Source organism: Prosthecobacter debontii, assembly GCF_900167535.1.
Taxonomy (GTDB): Bacteria; Verrucomicrobiota; Verrucomicrobiia; order Verrucomicrobiales; family Verrucomicrobiaceae; genus Prosthecobacter; species Prosthecobacter debontii.
In genome coordinates this window covers 70,539-90,616 of sequence record NZ_FUYE01000016.1, presented here as the reverse complement: position 1 = coordinate 90,616, position 20,078 = coordinate 70,539, and the positions used below count along the sequence as shown (strand labels likewise).

The window sequence follows — 20,078 nt, the reverse complement described above, 5'->3', positions numbered from 1 at the left end:
CCGTCAAACCTCAGCCGCCTTGAGCCATGACCGCCCTTTCTACCTTACCCTCTTCTTCCACATCAGATTTTTCATCTGAGCAAAAACGTTATCTCGAAGGTTTCTTCGCCGGCATCGCCGCCGGTGGGATCTCCTTTGCCGATCTATCGGGAGCACCTGCTCCGGCCCCCGCCCTTCCCGACGGCCCATCTCTGGATGACCTCACTAAGGAAGAGCGCATCAAGCGCGAGCTGCACCCCTTCGATGCCATCGAACAACTGGTCATGGATGCCCGCTGGAACGCGAAGCCTGAGCCAGAGTCCGTCTTTCGTTATAAGTGGAATGGCCTCTTTTGGCTCAATCCAGTGAAGGACGGCTACATGTGCCGCCTGCGCATCCCCGGCGGTGTGGTCAAAAGCTATCAACTGCGTGAACTGGCCGCCATCGCCACTGAACTGACGACGGGATACATCCAGATCACCACACGGAACAACTTCCAGATCCGACTGATCGAGCCCAAAAACTGCCCGGAAGTGCTGCGCCGCATCCAGTCTTGCGGCCTCCACTCGAAGGGAGCCGGAGCCGATAACATCCGCAACATCACCATGAATCCGTGCGCCGGTTATGACCCGCACGAACTGATTGATGTGCGCCCCTTTGTCAATGAACTCGCCACCCTCATCATCGGCACCAAGGAGTTTTATGACCTCCCCAGAAAATTCAACATTGCCTACGATGGCGGAGGTTTGATCAGCGCCGTTGAAGACACCAACGACATCGGAGCCAGTGCTGTTAAGATCGAAGAGAACGATCAGGGCATCGAGCCCGGCATCTATTTCCGCATCGCGCTAGGAGGCGTGACCGGCCATCAGACCTTCGCCAGCGATTGGGGAGTCATTGTCAAACCCGAACAAATCAACGACGTCATCGTCGCCCTGCTGCGTGTCTTCATCAAACATGGAGACCGCACCAACCGGAAGAAGGCACGATTCAAATACGTCGTCGAGAATATGGGCCTCGAAGGTGTCCTGAGCGAAACCGAAACCTTCCTGCCCTTCAAACTGACCCGCCTTAAGGCCGAGGCTAGTATCCAAGCCGCAAGATCGTTTTCTCAGCAGGGGCACTCGCACGTCGGCGTTTATCCGCAAAAGCAAGAGGGCCTGGTTTACGTTGGAGCCAGCGTGCCTGTCGGACAACTCACCGCCAAACAGATGCAGCGGATTGCCGACCTGGCAGACAGCTATGGAAGTGGCGAAATCCGCCTCACCGTTTGGCAAAACTTCATCATCCCCAATATCAAAGCCCCCTACGCAGCCACGGTGGCCAAGTCCTTGCGGAAACTAGGTTTCCCCTGTGAGCAGTCTAACCTTAAGAGTGGTTTCGTCGCATGCACGGGCAATCGTTACTGCAAATTCGCCGCCACTGACACCAAGGGGCACGCCATCGCCATGATGGAGTATCTGGATAAGCGAGTGAAGCTGGATCAACCCGTGAACATTCATTTCACAGGCTGCCCTCATAGCTGCGCCCAGCATTTCATGGGCGATATCGGGCTGCTGGGCACCAAGGTGAAATCCGAGTCAGGTGAAGGCTACCACATCACCGTCGGCGGTGGCTTCGGTGAAAACCGAAAGATTGGCCGCCAAGTCTTCAGCGGTGTTCCCTTTGAATCCCTGGGCACGACCTTGGAACAAATGCTGAAGGGATTCCTCAAAAAACGGGAGACGGACGAATCCTTTCACCAGTTCTGTAACAGGCACAGCGTTGGCCAACTCCAGGAGATTTTCTGCGAAGAATAGCCCTTGAGGATCTGCTGCTTATGATTTGCGACTTGGACCCATCAGCTTCGGGAAAACCCGTTCCGAAGCCCGATGCCAGCTCCCCTGATCCTCAAGCCATTCACGGTCTTCTGCTCGAATCCCTGTTGGAAGAACAGCAAACGCTCCGCACGCCTGTCGCGCTCTTTTCCGAAGCCTACGATTCAAAGGCGCCCTCCAAACGCTTTTCCCATCTCATCCCACTCAGTCGTCCAGACAGCGATGAGCAATATGCCTTTGAAGTGAATCTCGACGCCTGCACAGGTTGCAAAGCCTGTGTTGCAGCCTGCCACTCACTCAATGGCTTGGACGACGATGAGGCCTGGAGAGACATGGGCCTTCTCGTCGGCACCCGCAAGCAACCCTATCTGCAAACGGTCACCACAGCATGTCATCACTGCGTGGACCCCGCCTGTGCAGACGGTTGTCCTGTTCTCGCTTACGATAAGGACCGCATCACAGGCATCGTTCGGCATCTGGATGATCAATGCATCGGCTGCAGCTATTGCATCTTGAAGTGCCCCTACGACGTTCCGAAGTTCAACTTCAAACGCGGCATCGTCCGTAAGTGTGACATGTGCCACGGGCGCCTTTCAGAAGGAGAAGCGCCTGCTTGTGTGCAGGCTTGCCCCAACGAAGCCATCAAGATCATTAACCGTAAGGTCGGTGAGGTCGAGCGTGAAGGCCAAATCATCGCAGGAGCCTTTGACAGTTCTTACACCGGCCCCACCACACGCTATACCAGCAAACGCCCCCTCCCCGAGCAAGCTCATGCGGCCGATGAAGGTCGTCTGGTCAAAGATCATGCGCACATGCCTCTGTCGTGGATGCTGGTGATGACTCAAATGAGCGCGGGGGCTTTCCTCACAGCAACTCTGGGTCTTGGCCTTCAGGCGCTAACGATCGACGACGCGGGTTGGATCAGCGGGGTTGCTTTTGCCATCGGCTTTGCGGGCATTCACCTCAGTGTCCTACACCTCGGTCAGCCCCTCAAGGCATGGAGGGCATTCATGGGCTGGCGCAAGTCCTGGCTGTCTCGCGAGATCCTCGCTTTTGGTGCCTATGCTGGTGCAGGCTCCATGGCCCTTGCGGCATGGTTGCTTCCCCTCCCCCTTTTGGTGAAGCCTGCTTGGGTCCTCTCCACTCTGGTCGGCATCGTTGCCGTCGCCACGTCCATCATGGTCTATGTGGATACGCGCCGGCCCTATTGGTCTGCCAAGTTGGTGTCATTGAAGTTTATCGGCACCCTGCTGATTCTTGGCACGGCCCTGACCTCCACGGTGTCAGCGTTTAGAGGTAGCCCGAACGCCTCGCTTTTCTTTTTATCCGCACTCGTTCTGCAATGGTTGATGTTTGGGATAGAAAACCGGGAACAAGAAACGGCGCTGAAGGATGAAAAAAGCGCTCGTCATCGCTCAGCACGCAGCATGGAGTTTCTGCACGCCCCACAACTCGCCGCCCGCAGGTTTTTATTCGTCCTGACGGGTCTCCTTTTACCGCTGCTCGTCGCAGGAGGTTTCTCACGCCCCATCCTCTTCGCATTGTGGACGGCTCTCGCTTTCACCAGCCAGCTCATTGAGCGGATCTATTTCTTCACGGCCTGTTCAGGCCCTAAAATGCCAGGGAACTAATCATGCTTACGCTACCTGCCCTCACCCTCCGAGAATGGAATGGCCCCCTGACGGCAGACTTGGTCCGTGAGCCTTCTCGGTTTGGTTTGGGTCAGCTTCCCCTGCGCCTGCAACCGGATGGCACGGCACGCTCCATCTGTGGCTTTTGCTCCACCGGGTGTGGGTTAAAACTTCACCTCAAAGAAGGTGAGGCGATCAATGCCACACCCGACCCCGACTACCCCGTCAATCTCGGCACCGCCTGCCCCAAAGGCTGGGAAGCTCTGACGCCCCTGGATGCCCCAGACCGTGCTACTACGCCCTTGCACCACGGGCAGCCCATTGATTGGTCTGCCGCCATGGATGTGTTTTGCACGCGCATGAAAGAGGTGATGGCCCAGCACGGACCAGAGTCGGTCGCTTTCATCAGCACCGGCCAGATCATGTGCGAGGAAATGGCTTTCCTGGGAACCCTGGCCAAATTCGGTATGGGTATGATCCATGGAGATGGCAATACCCGCCAATGCATGGCCACGGCGGTGACCGCCTACAAAGAGAGCTTTGGCTTCGATGCGCCACCCTTTACCTATGGGGATTTCGAAGAGAGTGATGTCCTGGTCTTCATCGGTGCCAATCCCTGCATTGCTCACCCCATCATGTGGCAGCGTGTGCTACGCAATCCACGCGATCCAAAGATCATCGTCGTCGATCCACGCACGACCGAGACGGCCATGGCCGCTCACCAGCACTATGCTATCCAGCCCAAGAGCGATCTCACCCTGCTGTATGGTCTCGCTCACCTGCTCATCCGAGACAACGCCTTGGACACGACGTTCATTGAAGAGCATACCGCTGACTTCGAGGCTTTCTCCGCTTTTATCCAAGATTACACTCCAGCCCGAGTCTCTCAAGAAACCGGCCTGAGCGAAGAGCAACTGCAGTGCTTTGCTGATACCATCCGCCTGGGCACACCACGCGTTTCCTTTTGGTGGACCATGGGGGTCAATCAAAGCCACCAAGCCACCCGCACGGCGCAGGCCATCATCAATCTCGCCCTGATGACGGGGAACATCGGTAAGCCAGGCACCGGGGCCAACTCCATCACCGGTCAGTGCAATGCGATGGGATCACGCCTGTTTTCCAACACCACCAATCTGATCGGTGGACATGATTTCAAAAATCCGCTGCATCGCGCCAAAATCGCCCAAGCCCTGCGCATTCCAGAATCGCAGATCCCCGATCAACCGAGCCTCGCTTATGATCAAATCCTGGAAGGCATTGAGACGGGTAAGATTCGGGCGCTGTGGATCATTGCCACGAACCCAAGCCACTCCTGGATTAACCAAAACCGCTTCAATGAATTGATGGGCAAGCTCGATTTCCTCGTGGTGCAGGACATGTATGCCACCACGGAGACCTCGCGCCAAGCGCACCTGTTTTTACCAGCGGCCGGGTGGGGGGAGAAAGAAGGCACCTTCATCAATTCCGAGCGCCGAATCGGCGTCAGTCGCCAAGTCCGCAAGGCTCCGGGCCAAGCTCTCAGCGACCTCCGCATCTATCGGCTCATCGCTCATGCCTGGGGCCTGGGGGACATGTTTGCCGAGTGGACCAGCCCTGAGGCGGTGTTTCACATCCTCAAGCGCTGTACCGAAGATCAACCCTGTGACATCTCAGGCATCACGGACTATTCAATGATCGAGAATCGAGGAGGCATCCAATGGCCACTGAGCGGAGCCGCTTCATCGTCCTTCGAGACAGAACGCCGCCTGTTCTCGGATGGCCTCTTTTACACCGCCGACCAACGCGCACGTTTTGTTTTCGATGTCCCTCAGCTTCCTCCCGAACTCCCAGATTCAGAGTTTCCCCTCATTCTACTGACAGGTCGAGGCACCAGTGCTCAGTGGCATACGGAAACTCGCACGAAGAAATCGGAAGTCCTCAAAAAACTAGCTCCTGAGGAACTCCTCATTGAGATCCATCCTGATGACGCCCTGAAGCTCGGCATTCGTGATGGTGACAAGACCGTCATTTCATCACGTCGAGCCTCGTTAATCGCCAAGGCACGAGTGTCTCCGACGGTTTCCAAAGGACAGGTCTTTTTGCCTATGCATGACGCCCGCGTCAATCAGTTGACCTACTGGGCCGTCGATCCTCACAGTCGGCAGCCCAGCTACAAGCACTGTGCCGTAAAGGTTTCACTTTGTGAGGTTTAGATCAAACATGCACACGTCAGCACTTGCCCTGATCACGGATCTGCGGCACAAACAAAGACGTGAACGTTTCTCTCACCAGTCTTCAAGGAGCTATCTGGGGCCAATTCGTCGGCGATGCCGCTGCACTGGGCACTCATTGGATCTATGACCTGGAGGAAATGAAGGCCAAATATCCGGGGGGAGTCGTGGGATTTGAGGCTCCCAAGCCGGGCCACTACCACGAAGGCAAGAAGCCAGGGGAGCAAACCCACTACGGAGATGCCGCTCTGCTGGTCTTGGAATCACTCGCTGCCTGTGGAGGGCGTTTCCGTGAAAATGACTTTGGCATGCGCTTCCAGAGTTTCTTTGGCCATCCGAATTGCCGAAGCTATTTAGACAAAGCCACTCGCCAAACTTTGGAGCACCTGCAACAGCAGCCCGGTCACTTTCAAAATGGTGCTGATGACTCCCAGATGGCGACGGTGAGTCGTCTCGCTCCTGTGGTGGTGGCCTATCAAAGAGAAGACTTTCTCTCCATGGCGGATGCCATCCGTCGGCTCACTTTGGTCACCCAAAATCACCCGACCGCCGTCGCCTGCAGCATCGCCCATGGCATGCTGCTCCGCACCATCCTGACAGGCGTTCCTTTTCGCGATGCCTTTGAACTCACTCGCAAGTCCCGTGAGGTCAGTTGTGATGGTTCGGACTATTTCGAGTTCGCCTACATGCTCCGTGAGTTGGATGTCGAAACAGCCACGGGCAGGTTTGGTCAGAGCTGTCCGCTGCCGCAGAGTCTTCCCTCCGCGCTCCATGCTGCCTGGAAGCATCCTGACTCCTTCGAAGATGCGGTGCTGAGCACCATCCGTGCGGGTGGTGACAGTGCTGGACGTGCCAGCATGATCGGCGCTTGGCTGGGCGCTTTACACGGCATCGAGGGTATCCCCAACGCTTGGCTGGAAAAGCTGAGCCAGCGGGATCGCATCCAAAAAGCCCTCGACCAACTGTTCTCGCACCTGAGCGAATAATCCGCAGGCTGAAGCCACGGCGTAAAATCTCAAGCCAGGGTTGACGCGTGCGCCCCTCCATTCCACGCTCACGCCCCTATGCGCTTTGCCATTTGCAACGAAACCTACCCCAACTGGCCGTTTGAGAAAGTGTGTGAAGATGCCGCTGCGGCTGGCTACCACGCGCTCGAACTGGCTCCCTTCACGCTCAAGGATGATCCGCGGAATCTGACCGAAGCCGATGCTCTGAGACTGAGCCAGGTGGCCTCCTCCTTCGGTCTTGAGATTCTCGGCCTGCATTGGCTGCTGACCAAGCCCACTTGGTTTCACATCACCACCCCTGATGCCCAACAGCGAAAAGAGACTGCCCATTTCGGCAAACATCTCGCACGAATCTGCGCCATGACGGGTGGCCGCATCATGGTCTGGGGCAGCCCGAAAGCACGCAATCTACTCCCCGAATGGAAATACGAAGACGCCTTTGATCGCGCGGTCGAAACCGTGCGTGAAGTGGCTGAAGAAGCCGGCAAATATGGGGTGGTCATCGCGATGGAACCTCTGGGCCGCAAGGAAACCAATTTCCTCAATACCGCTGAGGAAACCATCCGCCTCTGCCAAGCAGTGGACCACCCGAGCTGCAAGCTGCATCTCGACGTGAAGGCCATGAGCGACGAATCGAAATCCATCCCGGACATCATTCGTGACAGCAAGGACTGGTTCGTTCACTTCCATGCCAATGACCCGAACCTCCTCGGCCCTGGGATGGGTGAGGTGAAGTTTGAGCCAATTATCGCCGCTCTGCGCGAGGTGGACTACCAGGGTTATCTCTCCGTGGAAGTCTTCAATTATGAGCCAGGCCCTCAGCACATCGCCCGCGAAAGCATCCGCTACATGAAGGAAGTCATGGGCCTATAAGACTTGCTCAAGCCACACTACGAATCCCCCTTCAGACAATGGTCTGACGGGGGTTTTTTGTGATGATTGGGCTCCGGCATTCCTCTATTCCGCTTGGCCCAACAATTGATACTGTTGTGCCGAACCACGGCCTAACCAGAGTTTCAGGCACGGGCAATGCTATGATGAAGGCATCCCCCCGGAGCATTGTTTGAAGGATAGCCACTGGCTCGTCCAGGAAGTCCACGGCCATCATCCAGGGGGAGATCAGCCCATCCCCCCGATGAAACTTCCCTCGTTCCTCCTCAGCTTCCTCACGGTCGCATCCATCACCTACGGCCAGACCTATCAGTTCGATGGCGATCTCGGTCTCGACGGGATCCAAAACGGCGGAGGTAACTGGAGCACCAATAGCGCTGTCTCCACCAATCTGCGTTGGCTTAAGGATGGCAGCTACAGTGCCTGGGACAACAGCGGGCTGGCAATTGCAGAATTCGGCAATACCACCAGCACCAGCGGCGGTGCGATTACCGTGGAGGGGGAAATCAAGCTGGCAGGGATGACCTTCAATACACTCGGCTCTTCTTTAGGAAGCCTTTCTCACAGCTTCAGCGGCGGCACTTTAAACTTTGGCACGAGCGGCATCATCAATATCGCCAACGGCGCTTCGGGGGGGGGTACTGGAAATCAATGGATCACTTTTACCTCAGCCCTCAAAGGCCAAGACTTAACCTTCCAAAAGTCAGGCGGGGCCAACGTAGGCTTTGCGCGTATCAGTGCCGTCAACAGTGAACTCACCGGCACCCTGACCCTCAAGAGCGCTCCTGGAGCTACCAGCGGTATTTATCTCAGCGTGGGCAGCCCCAACTACATCGCTGCAGTCAGTGCCATTGATGTCCAAAACTACTCGGTTTTTAACCCGACTGGCGCAGGCACCTACGCCATGGCCATCTCCATGGCTGGAGCCGGATCCTCCAACTATGGAGCCATCCGCGTGGATGCCTCCAATACCATTTTCAGCGGAGCGATCACGATGACCGCAGACTCCCGTCTGCATACTCATATCAACGTGCTGAATACGACAATCAGCGGCGGCATTGGCGAGAGCGGAGGCAGTTGGGCCTTTAACCGCACCGCCTACTCGCCTGTGAATACCATCTCCGCTCTGACCACCAACTACACCACGGCCAGCACCTACACAGGCAGCACCATCTTCGGCCGGGCTGTGACGCTTTTCAGCACTTCAGAATCCATCGGCACCGAGGGCGGCACGAACGTCCTCGACTTCACCGCCGCTACCGCACCGACCAGCGACCTCCTCTATCATGGGCAAACCGCAGGCGGCCTCCAACTCATCGGCGGTCTTGCCACGCCAACGGTCCTACGACTCCAAGGCGATATCGGCGAAGACAACGTGCAAAACTTCAGCAGCCTCAGCGTCCAGCAGAGCGCCACCGCCATTCAACTGAGTTCAGGTGTGGGTGGCAGCATGAATTTGAACCTCGGCCCCATCAGCCGTACCGGCAACGCGGTGTTGGCCATCAACGCGCCCGTTTCCGGCGTCATTACCGCGACAGGGTCAGACGGCCTCATCGGCACCTGGGCCACCTACCGTAGCGCCGATGGTAAGCTGGGGAGCTGGGCTAGCCTAACTAACGGTGTGATAGGCAGCTTCAGTGGCGATCTTGTTTTTGCCAATGACAACATCGTGAATGGGTTGGCAGGCTATTCAGCACAGTCTCATCTCGCCGTCACGAATGGTTCGGATCAAATGGTCTCTTTCATAGGTGCAATCAGCGACATTGCCTCCATTTCCATGCTGGACACCTCCGCTGATCGACTGATCGATTTCTACGGCACTACCTTGAGGCTCGGTGCTACGGGCGGGATTCAAATCGTCACTGGGGCCAAAATGCTGGAGATCGGCACGCTTGGTGATGGCAGCATCCTCACTGCCGGTGGCGCGAGTAACACCGCAGGGCAACTGATGCTGACCAACATGTCCAACAATGGCAGCCTACAGATCAACTCCGTCATCGCTAACAATGGCAGCGGAGCCGTAAGCCTCAATATCAACGGCACCGGAAAAACGATTCTGACGGCAGCGAACACCTTCACCGGCACCGTGGTCATCCACAGCGGTGCATTGGAGATCCAGAACAATACCGCTCTGGGCACGACCGCCGGTGGCACCAAAGTCATGGCCGGAGGCTCCCTGAACCTCCCCGGCAATATCACGCTCGCTGAAACCATTCAGGTCAATGGTCACGGTGTCAATTTGGATGGAGCGATCCGCAATCTGAGTGGGACCAACACCATCACGCCTACCGTGCGCATGCAATCCAGCACACGCATTGCCTCAGACAGCGGCACTCTGATTCTCGCTGGCGGTCTCGCCGCACAAATCAGTGCCACAGGGCTTACCTTCTCGGGAGCGGGAAATATCGAAGTGCGAGGCAATATCACCGCAGCCAGCGGCCTGTTGACCAAGGAAGGCAGTGGCACCGTCACCCTGTTTGGCTCCAGCACCGCCAGCGGAAACACCACGATCACCAATGGGGTCCTGCATCTGAACTTCAATAATGGCACGGCCCCCGCGTCAAACATGTTGGCCAACGGAGCCACACTGAGCACCACGATCGGTGTGCTCGTCCTGGGAGGGGGTAAGTTACAGATGACCGGTCTCGCCGATGGGACCAGCAGCCAATCCTTCGGCGCTTTAGCGTTGAACAGTGGCTCCTCATCGCTTTCCGCCAGTTCAACAGGCACGGGTAGCGCCACCATCAACCTAGCCGCCATCACCCGCAACATTGGAGCGACGCTGAATTTCACGCTGCCGACCAGTGGCGAGATCCGGACCACCTCGGGCACCAACAATGCCCTACTGACGGGCACAGGCGGTGTGGCCTATGCCACCGTAGGCCTTTCAGATTGGGCTGCGACAGGCACGTTGGTCGGGGGAGTGCGCCCCATCACAGGTCTTTCAACCCTGGGGCTTTATACGGCAAGCACAGCCTCTAGCCTCACAGGAAATGCGGACATTGCCGCCACCATCACCGGCACCTCCCTGAGCGCGAATACCGCCATCTCCAGCCTGCGGTTCAATCAAGCTCAAGCGACGACCATCACACTGAATGCCACCGATCGCATCCTGAGCACAGGAGGTATCCTGGTGACTCCGAATGTCGGAGCCAATACCACGACCATTACCGGAGGAAGCATCCGCGCAGCACAAGGTTCGACCGATCTGGTGATTTTCCAGAACAACACGGCAGCTCCTTTGGTCATCAGCAGCCGCATTCTGAATGCTCTCAATGCAGGCGGAACTGCGGCAGTTGCCTCGAACCTGACCAAAACTGGAGCAGGAACTTTGGTCCTCGAGTATAACCAAGCTTATGTTCAAGGCGGGAGTGACATGAGTGGTGGTGTGCGTATTCAAGACGGCGCTCTTCAGCTCTCGAAAACCGTGTCCACAGCCATCAGCTATTACATTTACGCAGGCACCACCTTCACCCTCGGCAGCGGCAGCACCAGTGGTAAATTGATCCTCGGCAGCGCGAGCAACAACTACGCCGTCACCGCCTACGGAGGGCTCAGAATCGAAGGCTCCGGCACCGGTAACGCGGTTGTCGGCGGGACCTCCGCCTCGGGAATCTTCCTCCACTATGTCACCGGAGTCGCCGACTTCCGGGCCGGCATGATCGGGGGGACGGGCACGAATGAAAACAACCTCAACCTCCAGATCTCTCTCGGCACCTTGCAGCTCGGCCCTGCCAATACTTTCAACGGCAAGACCAGCATTCTGCAAAACACCATTGAGGCCACCACCCTCGCCGACCGCGGCCTAGCCAGTTCTCTCGGCACGGGAGATTCGAGCAGCACGACTCACATCATCGACATCGCCACCGCCACGACGAGTGCCAAGAATTTCGCCGCCGTCGGCACCCTCCGCTACATTGGCAGCACCGACTCCGTGACCAACCGCCCCCTGAATGTGACCAATGGCGACATTCCTGAAGATGTCTCGAGCGTCACTGCGGTGCTGGAAAACACCGGCACAGGCACCGTCAAATTCACCACCGCCTTCACCGCCGCCGGTGCCAATACAGTGGATCGCCTGCTGCGATTGGGTGGCACTAACACTGGGGCCAATGAAATCGTCAGCTATGCGGATGCCAGCGTCGCGGTCAGCAAGGTTGAAAAAGTAGGCACCGGCACCTGGATCATGACCGGAGCGAGCACCTACAGCGGTGGCACGACCGTCGATGGAGGCACTTTATTGGTCACCAACACCACAGGGTCAGGCACCGGCAGCGGCACCCTGACCGTCAACGCCAACGGCGTCTTCGGCGGCAGTGGCCGAGTGACCCCGGCGGCGGATAAGAACATCGACATCATCGGTGGCACACTTCAGGTCGGCACAGAATTACCCGGCTACACGGCCACCGCGGCCAGCACGCTCACACTGCAAACTTCCGGCACCGGCAGCCTCAACCTAACCAGTTTTGCCACCATCGCGTTCGATCTCTTCAGCGGTGCTGGATTGGGCAATAACACCGGACTCTCGACGGCGGCAGATCTCGCAATCATTCTCGGCAACGCCAGCTTTTCCTCAGATACATTGATCCGAGTGTCCAATCCCAATGGCATGACTCAATGGGCTGTGGATGATCAGTGGCGGATCTTCGATTGGACGAATCTCTCCACACCGATCACGAATACGGTCAATTATGATCTGCCGAGCCTTCCTGAGGGCCTGGCTTGGGATACCTCCGCTTTGTTCGACACGGGTGTCTTGAGCATCATCAGCGCCACCGTGGTGCCTGAGCCTTCACGCATGCTCTTGCTGGCGTTCGGCATGATGATGCTGACCACCTATCGCAAGCGTTCCGTGAAAGTGCGCGCTTAAATCACTCCAGGAGCGGGGCGGCTGTGAGTAGCCCCCCGTCTTCATTCCCGTGAAGGGACAGCATGGAAGGGTACGGGCTCCCATCCCACCGCCTCCTCACCAGAGGTCGGTTATCCGAGTCAAAGCAGGGTAAGACTCTTCCCACAGGAGTCTTTTCCTTTCGAGCCTTCAGGAGACTTTCAAGCCTGTCACTTCGCCATGAGTTTCATGCTTCCATCCACGGCTCAGACGCGTGCTCCGAGAGACCGATTTTGAGACCTTGAAATCTCAAAAGAAAAACCACTTTTGATAAGTGGTGCTCGGGAAGGGACTCGAACCCTTAAGCCTTTCGGCACAAGATCCTTAGTCTTGCGCGTATACCAATTCCGCCACCCGAGCAGGGGTGCTGATTTGCAGGGGCGTGAATAATAGCCGGGACGTAAAAGATGCAAGAGATGTTTTCGCTTTTTGATCAAAAAAACATGTTCTCCGAGATGGAAGACCGGGGTCATCAAAGGACGTCCCATCGGGCCGATGAAGAGGATCTTTTCCAGTGTGCTCGCATTCCTATTGCTAGGGCTTCGTTGCGATGGACAGGCGAGGCCCCTTCCCTCACCTTGGCGGGTCTTCTCTGGACGCATGGACATGAAAACGCAGACTCGCCTCACCCGCTACGCATGGCTCCCTCTCCTCATCTTGATATCATGGGTCTTGGCAGAGACTCCGACCAAGGCCAAGGACTCGCCTGGACCGAGCTATGATGCCGTGGAGTTTTTTCACGTCTGCCTTCTCCTCTCCAAGTCCGTGGGCCGAGCGGGCTACCCGGTGGAGTTTCACAGTGCTTTGACCCGCACCAGAGGTCGGATCATGCGCGGTCTGAGCTATTGGTCACTCGGACAGAGAGACTCGTCTGAAAGAGTTGAGGTTGCGATCGTGACGGACGCTTCGAAAGGGGCGATCCAGTTTCAAACTCTCCACGGTGATCTCTGGCTCCTGGTTCTGAGTCCCAAGTCCGTGAATGAAGCCTTTTTGGAAGCCGCCCATCTGGATTCCATGCAGGCTTGGTTTCAGGAACTCCACGCAGTAGGTGAGGCGATGAAGCCTCTCGATACCTGGGAGGCTCCAGGCCGCTAACGCTGCCTTCTTTTTCGTCAGACTCACTCCTCCGACCACGGCAGATTCCAGGCGGTGACCCAATCGACATTCTGAAGCTTGAAACCACACTGGATCAGGCGCTGCTCCATATCGGGCAGATGGGCCGCGCCATAGAAGATGGCCAGCCTCTTTTTACCGGCTTGGATCTCACGTTCCATCACGGAGAGAGCGTGCTTGTTGCGCTCACCGATGATGCTGGTGCTGCCGGTGCTCTCGATGCCTGTGATGAGCTTTTCCATGCTGTCGAACTCACGACCGACAAGGCGTTTCAATTCCGTGGAGCTGTCTTCCTGACGCAGGATCATGATGAGTTCCAGCATGCTCGGTTGCTCATGGTCACGCTGAAGACCGCTCTGGGCTTGCATGGCTTTGACCCATAGGGTGAGAAAGGTCTCTTTCTTCTGGTCCTGCGCATCGAAGAATCCTTCCAGGCTCATGTCAGCATGAACAAAGTTGGCTGCTTTGTAATCGATGCATTGGAGCTGGCTTTCCAGCTTCAAGGTATTGCGCATCATTTCTTGCACTTGGCCCAGCCACTGGAGCTTTTCCGAGCCGTCTCCTGGCTTCAGGGTGTCTCGCTCCTCAATGGGACGCCCGACCAGTTCATAGAGCACGGCGTCATAGGTTTTAAACCGGGCGTTCAGGGCGTCGAAGTAGGCCTTATCGGCGATGTGAACAGCCCCCACGAGGTCCACCGGCACGCCTGCCGGAGAGACATAACGGACAATGGCCGTTTGCAGCACATCCTTGTCATCGCCTTCCACAAAGCGGAGGAAATCGGTTCCCTGCTCGACCGGCTTAATGGCTACCGGTGCGGGTGTCGGCGGAGCAGGCTCAGCACTGTGGAGAGGTGCTGTCAGCACCGCGACCAGCATCAGGATGACTCGCGGTGCTTTCATGATCGATCAGTCGGCGAAGATTCTCTTGAAGAAGGCCTTCATTTCCTCCCAGGAGGCTTTATCGGCGGCTTCATTATACGCGGCTCCTTTGGAGTTGTCATTCCCGGCGCTCACTTGAGTGAAACTATGCACGGCACCCGGATACTGGACGAGTTTGTAATCCACCCCAGAGTCCTTCATCTCTTGCTCAAAGGCGGCCAGATCCTTGGCAGGCACAAAGGGGTCATCGGCACCATGGAGGGCCAGGACTTTCCCTTTGATCTTCTTCCCGTCCGCAGGCGTGGGGGAGTCCAGCCCGCCGTGGAAGCTGACGATGCCCTTCACAGGGGCACCACTGCGGCCCAGCTCAATAGCGGCGGTGCCGCCGAAGCAGTAGCCGATGCAGGCGATCTTCGCCGTATCGGTGCGGGCATCTTTGCTCAGCACGGCTAACCCCGCCTTCACACGCTCACGCAGCAGGGGACGGTTGGATTTGTATTTGCCCGCTTCCTTCCCGGACTCGGGAGGTTGGGGGCGGATGCCTTTGCCATAGACATCGGCCACGAAGACATTGTAACCGAGCTCTGCCAGCATGCGCGCGCGCATCTTTTCATTATCGCTGACGCCCGTCCATTGGTGAACGATCAGCACCGAAGGGCGCTTGGCATCGCTGGCATCATCATAGGCCTGCCAGCCCTCACACTGCACATCTCCGGCTTTGTATTCCACCGCCTTCTCCACGATGGCGGCACTGGCGAGGGAGGTGGCAAAAAGGCAAGCGGCGAACAGGGCACGTTTCATAGCAAAAAAAGGGGCAAGAAGAGCTTAAACGGAGGGTTTGACGGTGATCAATACGCTCTTGGAGGTCGGCGTCAGGCTGACATCCGCGTAGCTATCGATCGGAACTAAAACGTTTGCTTCAGGGAAATAGGCTGCACAACTTCCTGCGGGCTGGTCATAAGGAATGGCCAGGAAACCATGGGCATGGCGGGTTTCTCCACGGAAGTGGCTGGTCAGATCCACAGGCTCCAGCGGCCCGATCTCGCGGTCCTTCATATCCTGCGGATTCATGAAGATGATGCGGCGTTCATTGCCGATGCCCCGGTAACGGTCATTCAGGCCATACACGGTGGTGTTGAATTGATCGTGGCTGCGGAAGGTCTGGAGCACCAGTTGCCCCTGTCCTGGCACCAGGATATCCAGAGCATGCGTGTTGAATTCCGCTTTACCGGTGCGGGTCTTCCAGACGCGCTCGCGCACGGTGCTGGGCAGGTAAAAGCCGCCCGGTTGACGCACCCGATCATTGAAGTTTTCAAAGCCAGGGATGACTTTTTCGATGAGGTCACGGATCAGGTCGTAATTGCTGGCCAGCTCCAGCCAATTCACCTTCGAGCGATCCCCCAGTGTGGCGGCAGCGGTGCGGGCGATGATGGCGGGCTCACTGAGCAGGTGGGGTGAAGCAGGCTCCAGAGTGCCATGGGAGGCATGCACGACGCTCATGCTGTTTTCCACCGAGCAAAACTGCGTGAGATCTCCCCCTTCCTCCCATTCACTGCGGCCCAGGCAAGGCAGAATCAGCCCGGTGCGGCCTGTGACCAAGTGACTGCGGTTCAGCTTCGTGCAGATGTGCACGGTGAGGTTGCAGCGGCGCAGCGCCTCGGCGGTGTATTCCGTATCCGGCGTGGCCTGGAGGAAATTGCCCCCCAGAGCATAGAACACCTTGCCGCGCCCTTCATGCATGGCCTTGATGGCGGCCACCACATCCCAGCCATGATGGCGAGGGGATTTGAATTCGAAGACCCGGTCCAGGTTATCCATGAACCACTCCGGCATCTTTTCAAAGATGCCCATGGTGCGGTCTCCCTGCACATTGCTGTGACCACGCACGGGGCAGACCCCGGCGCTCTCACGGCCGAGGGCACCCAGCAGCAGGTGGATATTCACCACTTCCTGGATCGTCGCCACCGCGTTCTTATGCTGGGTCAGGCCCATGGCCCAGCAGGTGATCAGTTTGCGATCCCCACTGGCACATTGGCGGGCCACCATCTGCATGTCCGCCTGGGAGATACCGCTCAGGTTTTCCAGGTCAGCCCAGTTCAGCCCGACTAGATGCTGGAGGTAGGCTTCAAAACCGTGGGTGTGCTCCTTGATGAAGGCCTGATCCAGCGTGCCATCCTCCACCAGCGTTTTGGCGATGCCCTTCAGCAGAGCCTGGTCGCCATTCAGCTTCACCTGGAGGAAATGCTTGGCCAGCGGAGTCGCCCTGCCCAGCATGCCCTTCATCTGCTGAGGATGCATGAAGCCGGTGAGACCCGCTTCCTTCATGGGGTTCACCGCGATGATCGTGGCTCCATTTTCCACCGCCTTTTGCAGGCTGCTCAGCATGCGCGGGTGATTCGTGCCGGGGTTCTGCCCCATGATCAGGACCGTCTCCGCCGTCTCCAGGTCCTTGAGCGTCACAGTCCCCTTCCCCACGCCGATGCTTTGATTCAAAGCCGCGCCGCTGGACTCATGGCACATGTTGGAGCAGTCCGGCAGGTTGTTGGTGCCGAATTGACGGACGAAAAGCTGATACAAAAACGCCGCCTCATTGGTGGCACGACCGGAGGTGTAAAACACCGCCTCATCTGGGGAGGCTAGGGCATTCAGCTCATGCGCGATGAGTTGAAAGGCATCGTCCCAGGAGATCTCCTCATAGTGAGAGGCCCCCTCACGCAGCACCACGGGCTGCGTGATGCGCCCGGCCTGATCCATCTCGTAGTCACTCCACTCGGCCAGCTCCGCCACACTGTTATCGGCAAAGAAATCCGGTGTCACCCGCTTCTTGGTCGTCTCGGAAGCGATCGCCTTGGCCCCGTTCTCACAGAACTCGAAGGCACTGCGATGGTCATCCGGGTCTGGCCAAGCACAGCTCGGGCAGTCAAAGCCGCCCATCTGATTCAGCTTCAGCATGGCCGCCGTGCCGCGCAGCAGCCCGCTGTTGCCATAGACATGCTTCAGGGAATTGGCCACCGCAGGCACCCCGGCTGCGGAAAGCTTCGTCTTACCGACTTGGATGCCGGTGAGCTTTTCCGGCGGCTGGGCAGGGATGATGGGCGCAGACATGGTTGGTGGGGTGGGCAAGCAAATCTAATTACGCCCAAATGCAAGCCAACCGCACAAGACAATTCAGCACGTCGCGGATAAAAGAATCCTCCGCTGCCCGCATCTTGCGCCCGCCTGAGGGACGTTCATCTTATTCCTGTGCCAGATCCCCGCTCCAAACCTGACCTCATGGCGAAGCTCCGTGACGTGCCCCACACGCCCGGCGTCTATGTCATGCGCGACCGCCTCAACAGCGTCATCTACGTGGGAAAAGCGCGTGATCTGCGCAAACGCCTCTCCAACTACTTCACCCCCGCGAGGTCGAAGCTGGTGGATCGGAAAACCCGCGCCCTCATCGCCAGCATCTGGGACTTCGACATCCATCAAGTCCGCAACGAGCCCGAGGCCCTGCTCCTGGAGGGGAAGCTGATCAAAGAATTTCGCCCGAAATACAACATCAGCTTCCGTGACGATAAACGCTTCCTCATGGTGCGGGTGAACCTGCAGGACGACTTCCCCCGCTTCACCCTCACCCGGTTAAAGCGCGACGACGGCGCCCGCTACTTTGGCCCCTTTGCCCACTCCGGAGCCCTGCGCACCACCCTGAACTGGCTGAATAAGAAATTCGGCCTGCGCGTCTGCCAGCCCATCCGGCCCGATGAGCAGACCTACAAGCACTGCTCCAACGACATCATCAAAAACTGCTCCGCCCCCTGCATCGGCCGCGTCAGCATCACCGAGTATCGGGCTCTCATGGAGCAAGCCTGCGCCTACCTGGACGGTAAAGGCAGCAAGAGCCTCATCTCCCTCCTCGAAGAAGAGATGCAGAAAGCGGCGCAGAAGCTGGACTTCGAAAAAGCCGCCGAACTCCGAGACATGGTGGAAGATCTGAAAAAGACCTTCAGCCCCACCCGCACCTTCCAGCGCGGAGCACGAGCCAAGGTCATCTCCACCATCGACCCCATGGCGGATGTCAAAGAACTGCAGGAAGCTCTCGGTTTGGAGAAGCCACCGCTCGTCATGGAGTGCTTCGACATCGCCAACATCGGCACCGCCCACTGCGTGGCCAGCATGGTGAGGTTTAAAGACGGCGTGCCGGACAATGCCAACTACCGCCGCTACCGCATCCGGGCCGTCACGGGTCAAAACGACTTCATCAGCATGGCTGAGGTGATCCGCCGCCGCTTCTCCCGCATCCTCCTGGAGGGCCGCGAGGTCATGGGGGAAGATGGCGACTACTCGCAGGAAACCCCGCTGGAGATGATGCGCCGCCTGGAGACCCAGGAGCCCCCTGCCCCCGCTGAAAGCAAGGGTAAGAAAACCAAGTTCATCCGCCTGCCGGACCTCGTCATCGTGGACGGAGGCAAAGGCCAGCTCGGCATGGCCATGAAGGAACTTCAGCGCCTCGGCCTCTCCGATCTCCCCCTCATCGGCTTGGCCAAAGAGCATGAGGAAATCTATCGCCCGCATGATCCCGACCCGCTCGTGCTGCCCCATGAGATGGGGGCTCTGAAGCTGCTCCAGCGCATTCGTGACGAAGCCCACCGCTGGGCCAATGGCTACCACCAACTCCTGCTCGGACGTCGTGTGGAGGAAAGCCTGCTCGATGACTGCCCTGGCGTCAGTCAGAATCGTAAAGCCGCCCTCCTGAAAGCCTTCGGCTCCGTCACCCGCCTGCGTAAAGCCAGCGCCACCCAGATCGCCGAGATCCCCGGCATCAGCCAGACCCTAGCCGCCACCATCGTGGACTTCCTCGCCTCCCGCAGCAGTGCGGAGTGAAGGGCGGTTACACCGCAGCCCCTCTTTCGTCAGGAACCCAAAATGGTTCGAATCAGCCTGTTCTGACGAAAGTCTGTTACAGAGATTTGCCCACACGGTATTACCTATACTATGGCAACTCCCGAACAAATCGAAACAGCCGCCCAATTCGTGGCGACAGAGCTGACCGCTCAGGGCTGTTTTCATCATGCCTCCAACCGCATCCAAGATGCCTGTGAAGTGGGCAATCCCCTCGCGCTCGGTTTTTCCGATGAGGAACGGGCCCTTCTACAGCGCACCGTCACCCGGCGCCTCCAGGAAGCGCGCCGGATCGCGCATATGCTGCCTGAACTCAAAGAGGCACGTGACCGCGCCATCAACCGCCAGAATGCCGCCCGTAACCTGACCAAGAACCACCTCATGGACCAGGCCTTTGCCAGTCAGCAGCTCCGCCAGACCGGCCTGGATGCCCTCTTCGTCCAGCACTACACCGACCGCATTCAGCAAAACGAACAGGGCCTCGTCAAGACACGGCGGGAAGAAGCCCACTTTGAGCGTGAGATCACCAAGCTGGATGCCCAGATGCAGCAGACCGCGCAGTCCGCCTTCGCCGCCGCCATCAGGGGCAATCTCATGGATGCTTCCATCCCCGTGAATCCAGGCCTTGCCGAAAAAGCCGCCATCGCCGCCACCCCGCAGGCCACTCCGAGCCCCCTCCTGCCTTTTCCCAGCAAGCTGTCGCGGGCTTGAGCCCGACTGGAAATGTGAACCCTTTTCAAAATCTCGTCACACTTCCGAAACCGTCGCCAAATAGACACC

Annotated in this window: 12 protein-coding genes and 1 tRNA gene; 9 read left to right on the top strand and 4 right to left on the bottom strand. The window is 57.8% G+C overall.

Annotated features, from left to right (window positions below; genetic code table 11):
• Window positions 1-26 precede the first annotated feature (26 nt).
• The 6 genes from B5D61_RS19825 to B5D61_RS19800 all read left to right on the top strand — a co-directional run bounded on the left by B5D61_RS19825 (window position 27) and on the right by B5D61_RS19800 (window position 12,405).
• Window positions 27-1,778 (top strand): NirA family protein, encoded by a 1,752-nt coding sequence (locus tag B5D61_RS19825; RefSeq protein WP_078815171.1) that lies wholly within the window; start codon window positions 27-29, stop codon window positions 1,776-1,778.
• Between the two features lie 20 nt (window positions 1,779-1,798).
• Window positions 1,799-3,427: a DmsC/YnfH family molybdoenzyme membrane anchor subunit gene (locus tag B5D61_RS19820; protein WP_078815170.1), complete on the top strand. Its 1,629-nt coding sequence runs from the start codon at window positions 1,799-1,801 to the stop codon at window positions 3,425-3,427.
• Between the two features lie 2 nt (window positions 3,428-3,429).
• A complete protein-coding gene (locus tag B5D61_RS19815; protein WP_078815169.1) occupies window positions 3,430-5,619 on the top strand; it encodes a molybdopterin oxidoreductase family protein in 2,190 nt (729 codons plus the stop codon).
• Between the two features lie 59 nt (window positions 5,620-5,678).
• The gene (locus tag B5D61_RS19810; protein WP_176159552.1) at window positions 5,679-6,623 is read left to right on the top strand and encodes an ADP-ribosylglycohydrolase family protein; all 945 of its coding nucleotides are present in this window, start codon (window positions 5,679-5,681) and stop codon (window positions 6,621-6,623) included.
• Between the two features lie 78 nt (window positions 6,624-6,701).
• A complete protein-coding gene (locus tag B5D61_RS19805) occupies window positions 6,702-7,517 on the top strand; it encodes a sugar phosphate isomerase/epimerase family protein (RefSeq protein ID WP_078815167.1) in 816 nt (271 codons plus the stop codon).
• A 262-nt stretch (window positions 7,518-7,779) separates the two neighbouring features.
• Window positions 7,780-12,405 carry a beta strand repeat-containing protein gene (locus B5D61_RS19800; RefSeq protein WP_139373384.1) on the top strand — a complete coding sequence of 1,542 codons (4,626 nt, stop codon included), beginning with the start codon at window positions 7,780-7,782 and terminating at the stop codon, window positions 12,403-12,405.
• Window positions 12,406-12,698: 293 nt separating this feature from the next.
• Here the strand turns inward: B5D61_RS19800 and B5D61_RS19795 are convergent.
• Window positions 12,699-12,783: transfer RNA gene (locus tag B5D61_RS19795), tRNA-Leu, on the bottom strand.
• Window positions 12,784-13,029: 246 nt separating this feature from the next.
• Between B5D61_RS19795 and B5D61_RS19790 the strand changes: the two genes are divergently transcribed.
• Entirely contained in the window at window positions 13,030-13,518 is a 489-nt protein-coding gene (locus B5D61_RS19790) for a hypothetical protein (protein WP_139373383.1), read from the top strand.
• 23 nt (window positions 13,519-13,541) lie between these two features.
• On the opposite strand, the gene B5D61_RS19785 is transcribed toward B5D61_RS19790, so the two are convergent.
• From B5D61_RS19785 to B5D61_RS19775, 3 genes are read right to left on the bottom strand one after another with little or no spacing between them, the layout of a single operon-like run.
• Entirely contained in the window at window positions 13,542-14,438 is an 897-nt protein-coding gene (locus B5D61_RS19785; RefSeq protein WP_078815164.1) for a hypothetical protein, read from the bottom strand.
• 6 nt (window positions 14,439-14,444) lie between these two features.
• Window positions 14,445-15,218, bottom strand: a complete 774-nt coding sequence (locus B5D61_RS19780; protein WP_078815163.1) for a dienelactone hydrolase family protein — start codon at window positions 15,216-15,218, stop codon at window positions 14,445-14,447.
• 24 nt (window positions 15,219-15,242) lie between these two features.
• Window positions 15,243-17,522 carry an FdhF/YdeP family oxidoreductase gene (locus B5D61_RS19775; RefSeq protein WP_078815162.1) on the bottom strand — a complete coding sequence of 760 codons (2,280 nt, stop codon included), beginning with the start codon at window positions 17,520-17,522 and terminating at the stop codon, window positions 15,243-15,245.
• A gap of 168 nt (window positions 17,523-17,690) precedes the next feature.
• On the opposite strand from B5D61_RS19775, the gene B5D61_RS19770 reads away from it, so the two are divergent.
• Together B5D61_RS19770 and B5D61_RS19765 are read left to right on the top strand one after the other, a co-directional pair.
• A complete protein-coding gene (locus B5D61_RS19770; protein WP_245846573.1) occupies window positions 17,691-19,280 on the top strand; it encodes an excinuclease ABC subunit UvrC in 1,590 nt (529 codons plus the stop codon).
• Between the two features lie 111 nt (window positions 19,281-19,391).
• The gene (locus tag B5D61_RS19765) at window positions 19,392-20,009 is read left to right on the top strand and encodes a hypothetical protein (protein WP_078815161.1); all 618 of its coding nucleotides are present in this window, start codon (window positions 19,392-19,394) and stop codon (window positions 20,007-20,009) included.
• Window positions 20,010-20,078 lie beyond the last annotated feature (69 nt).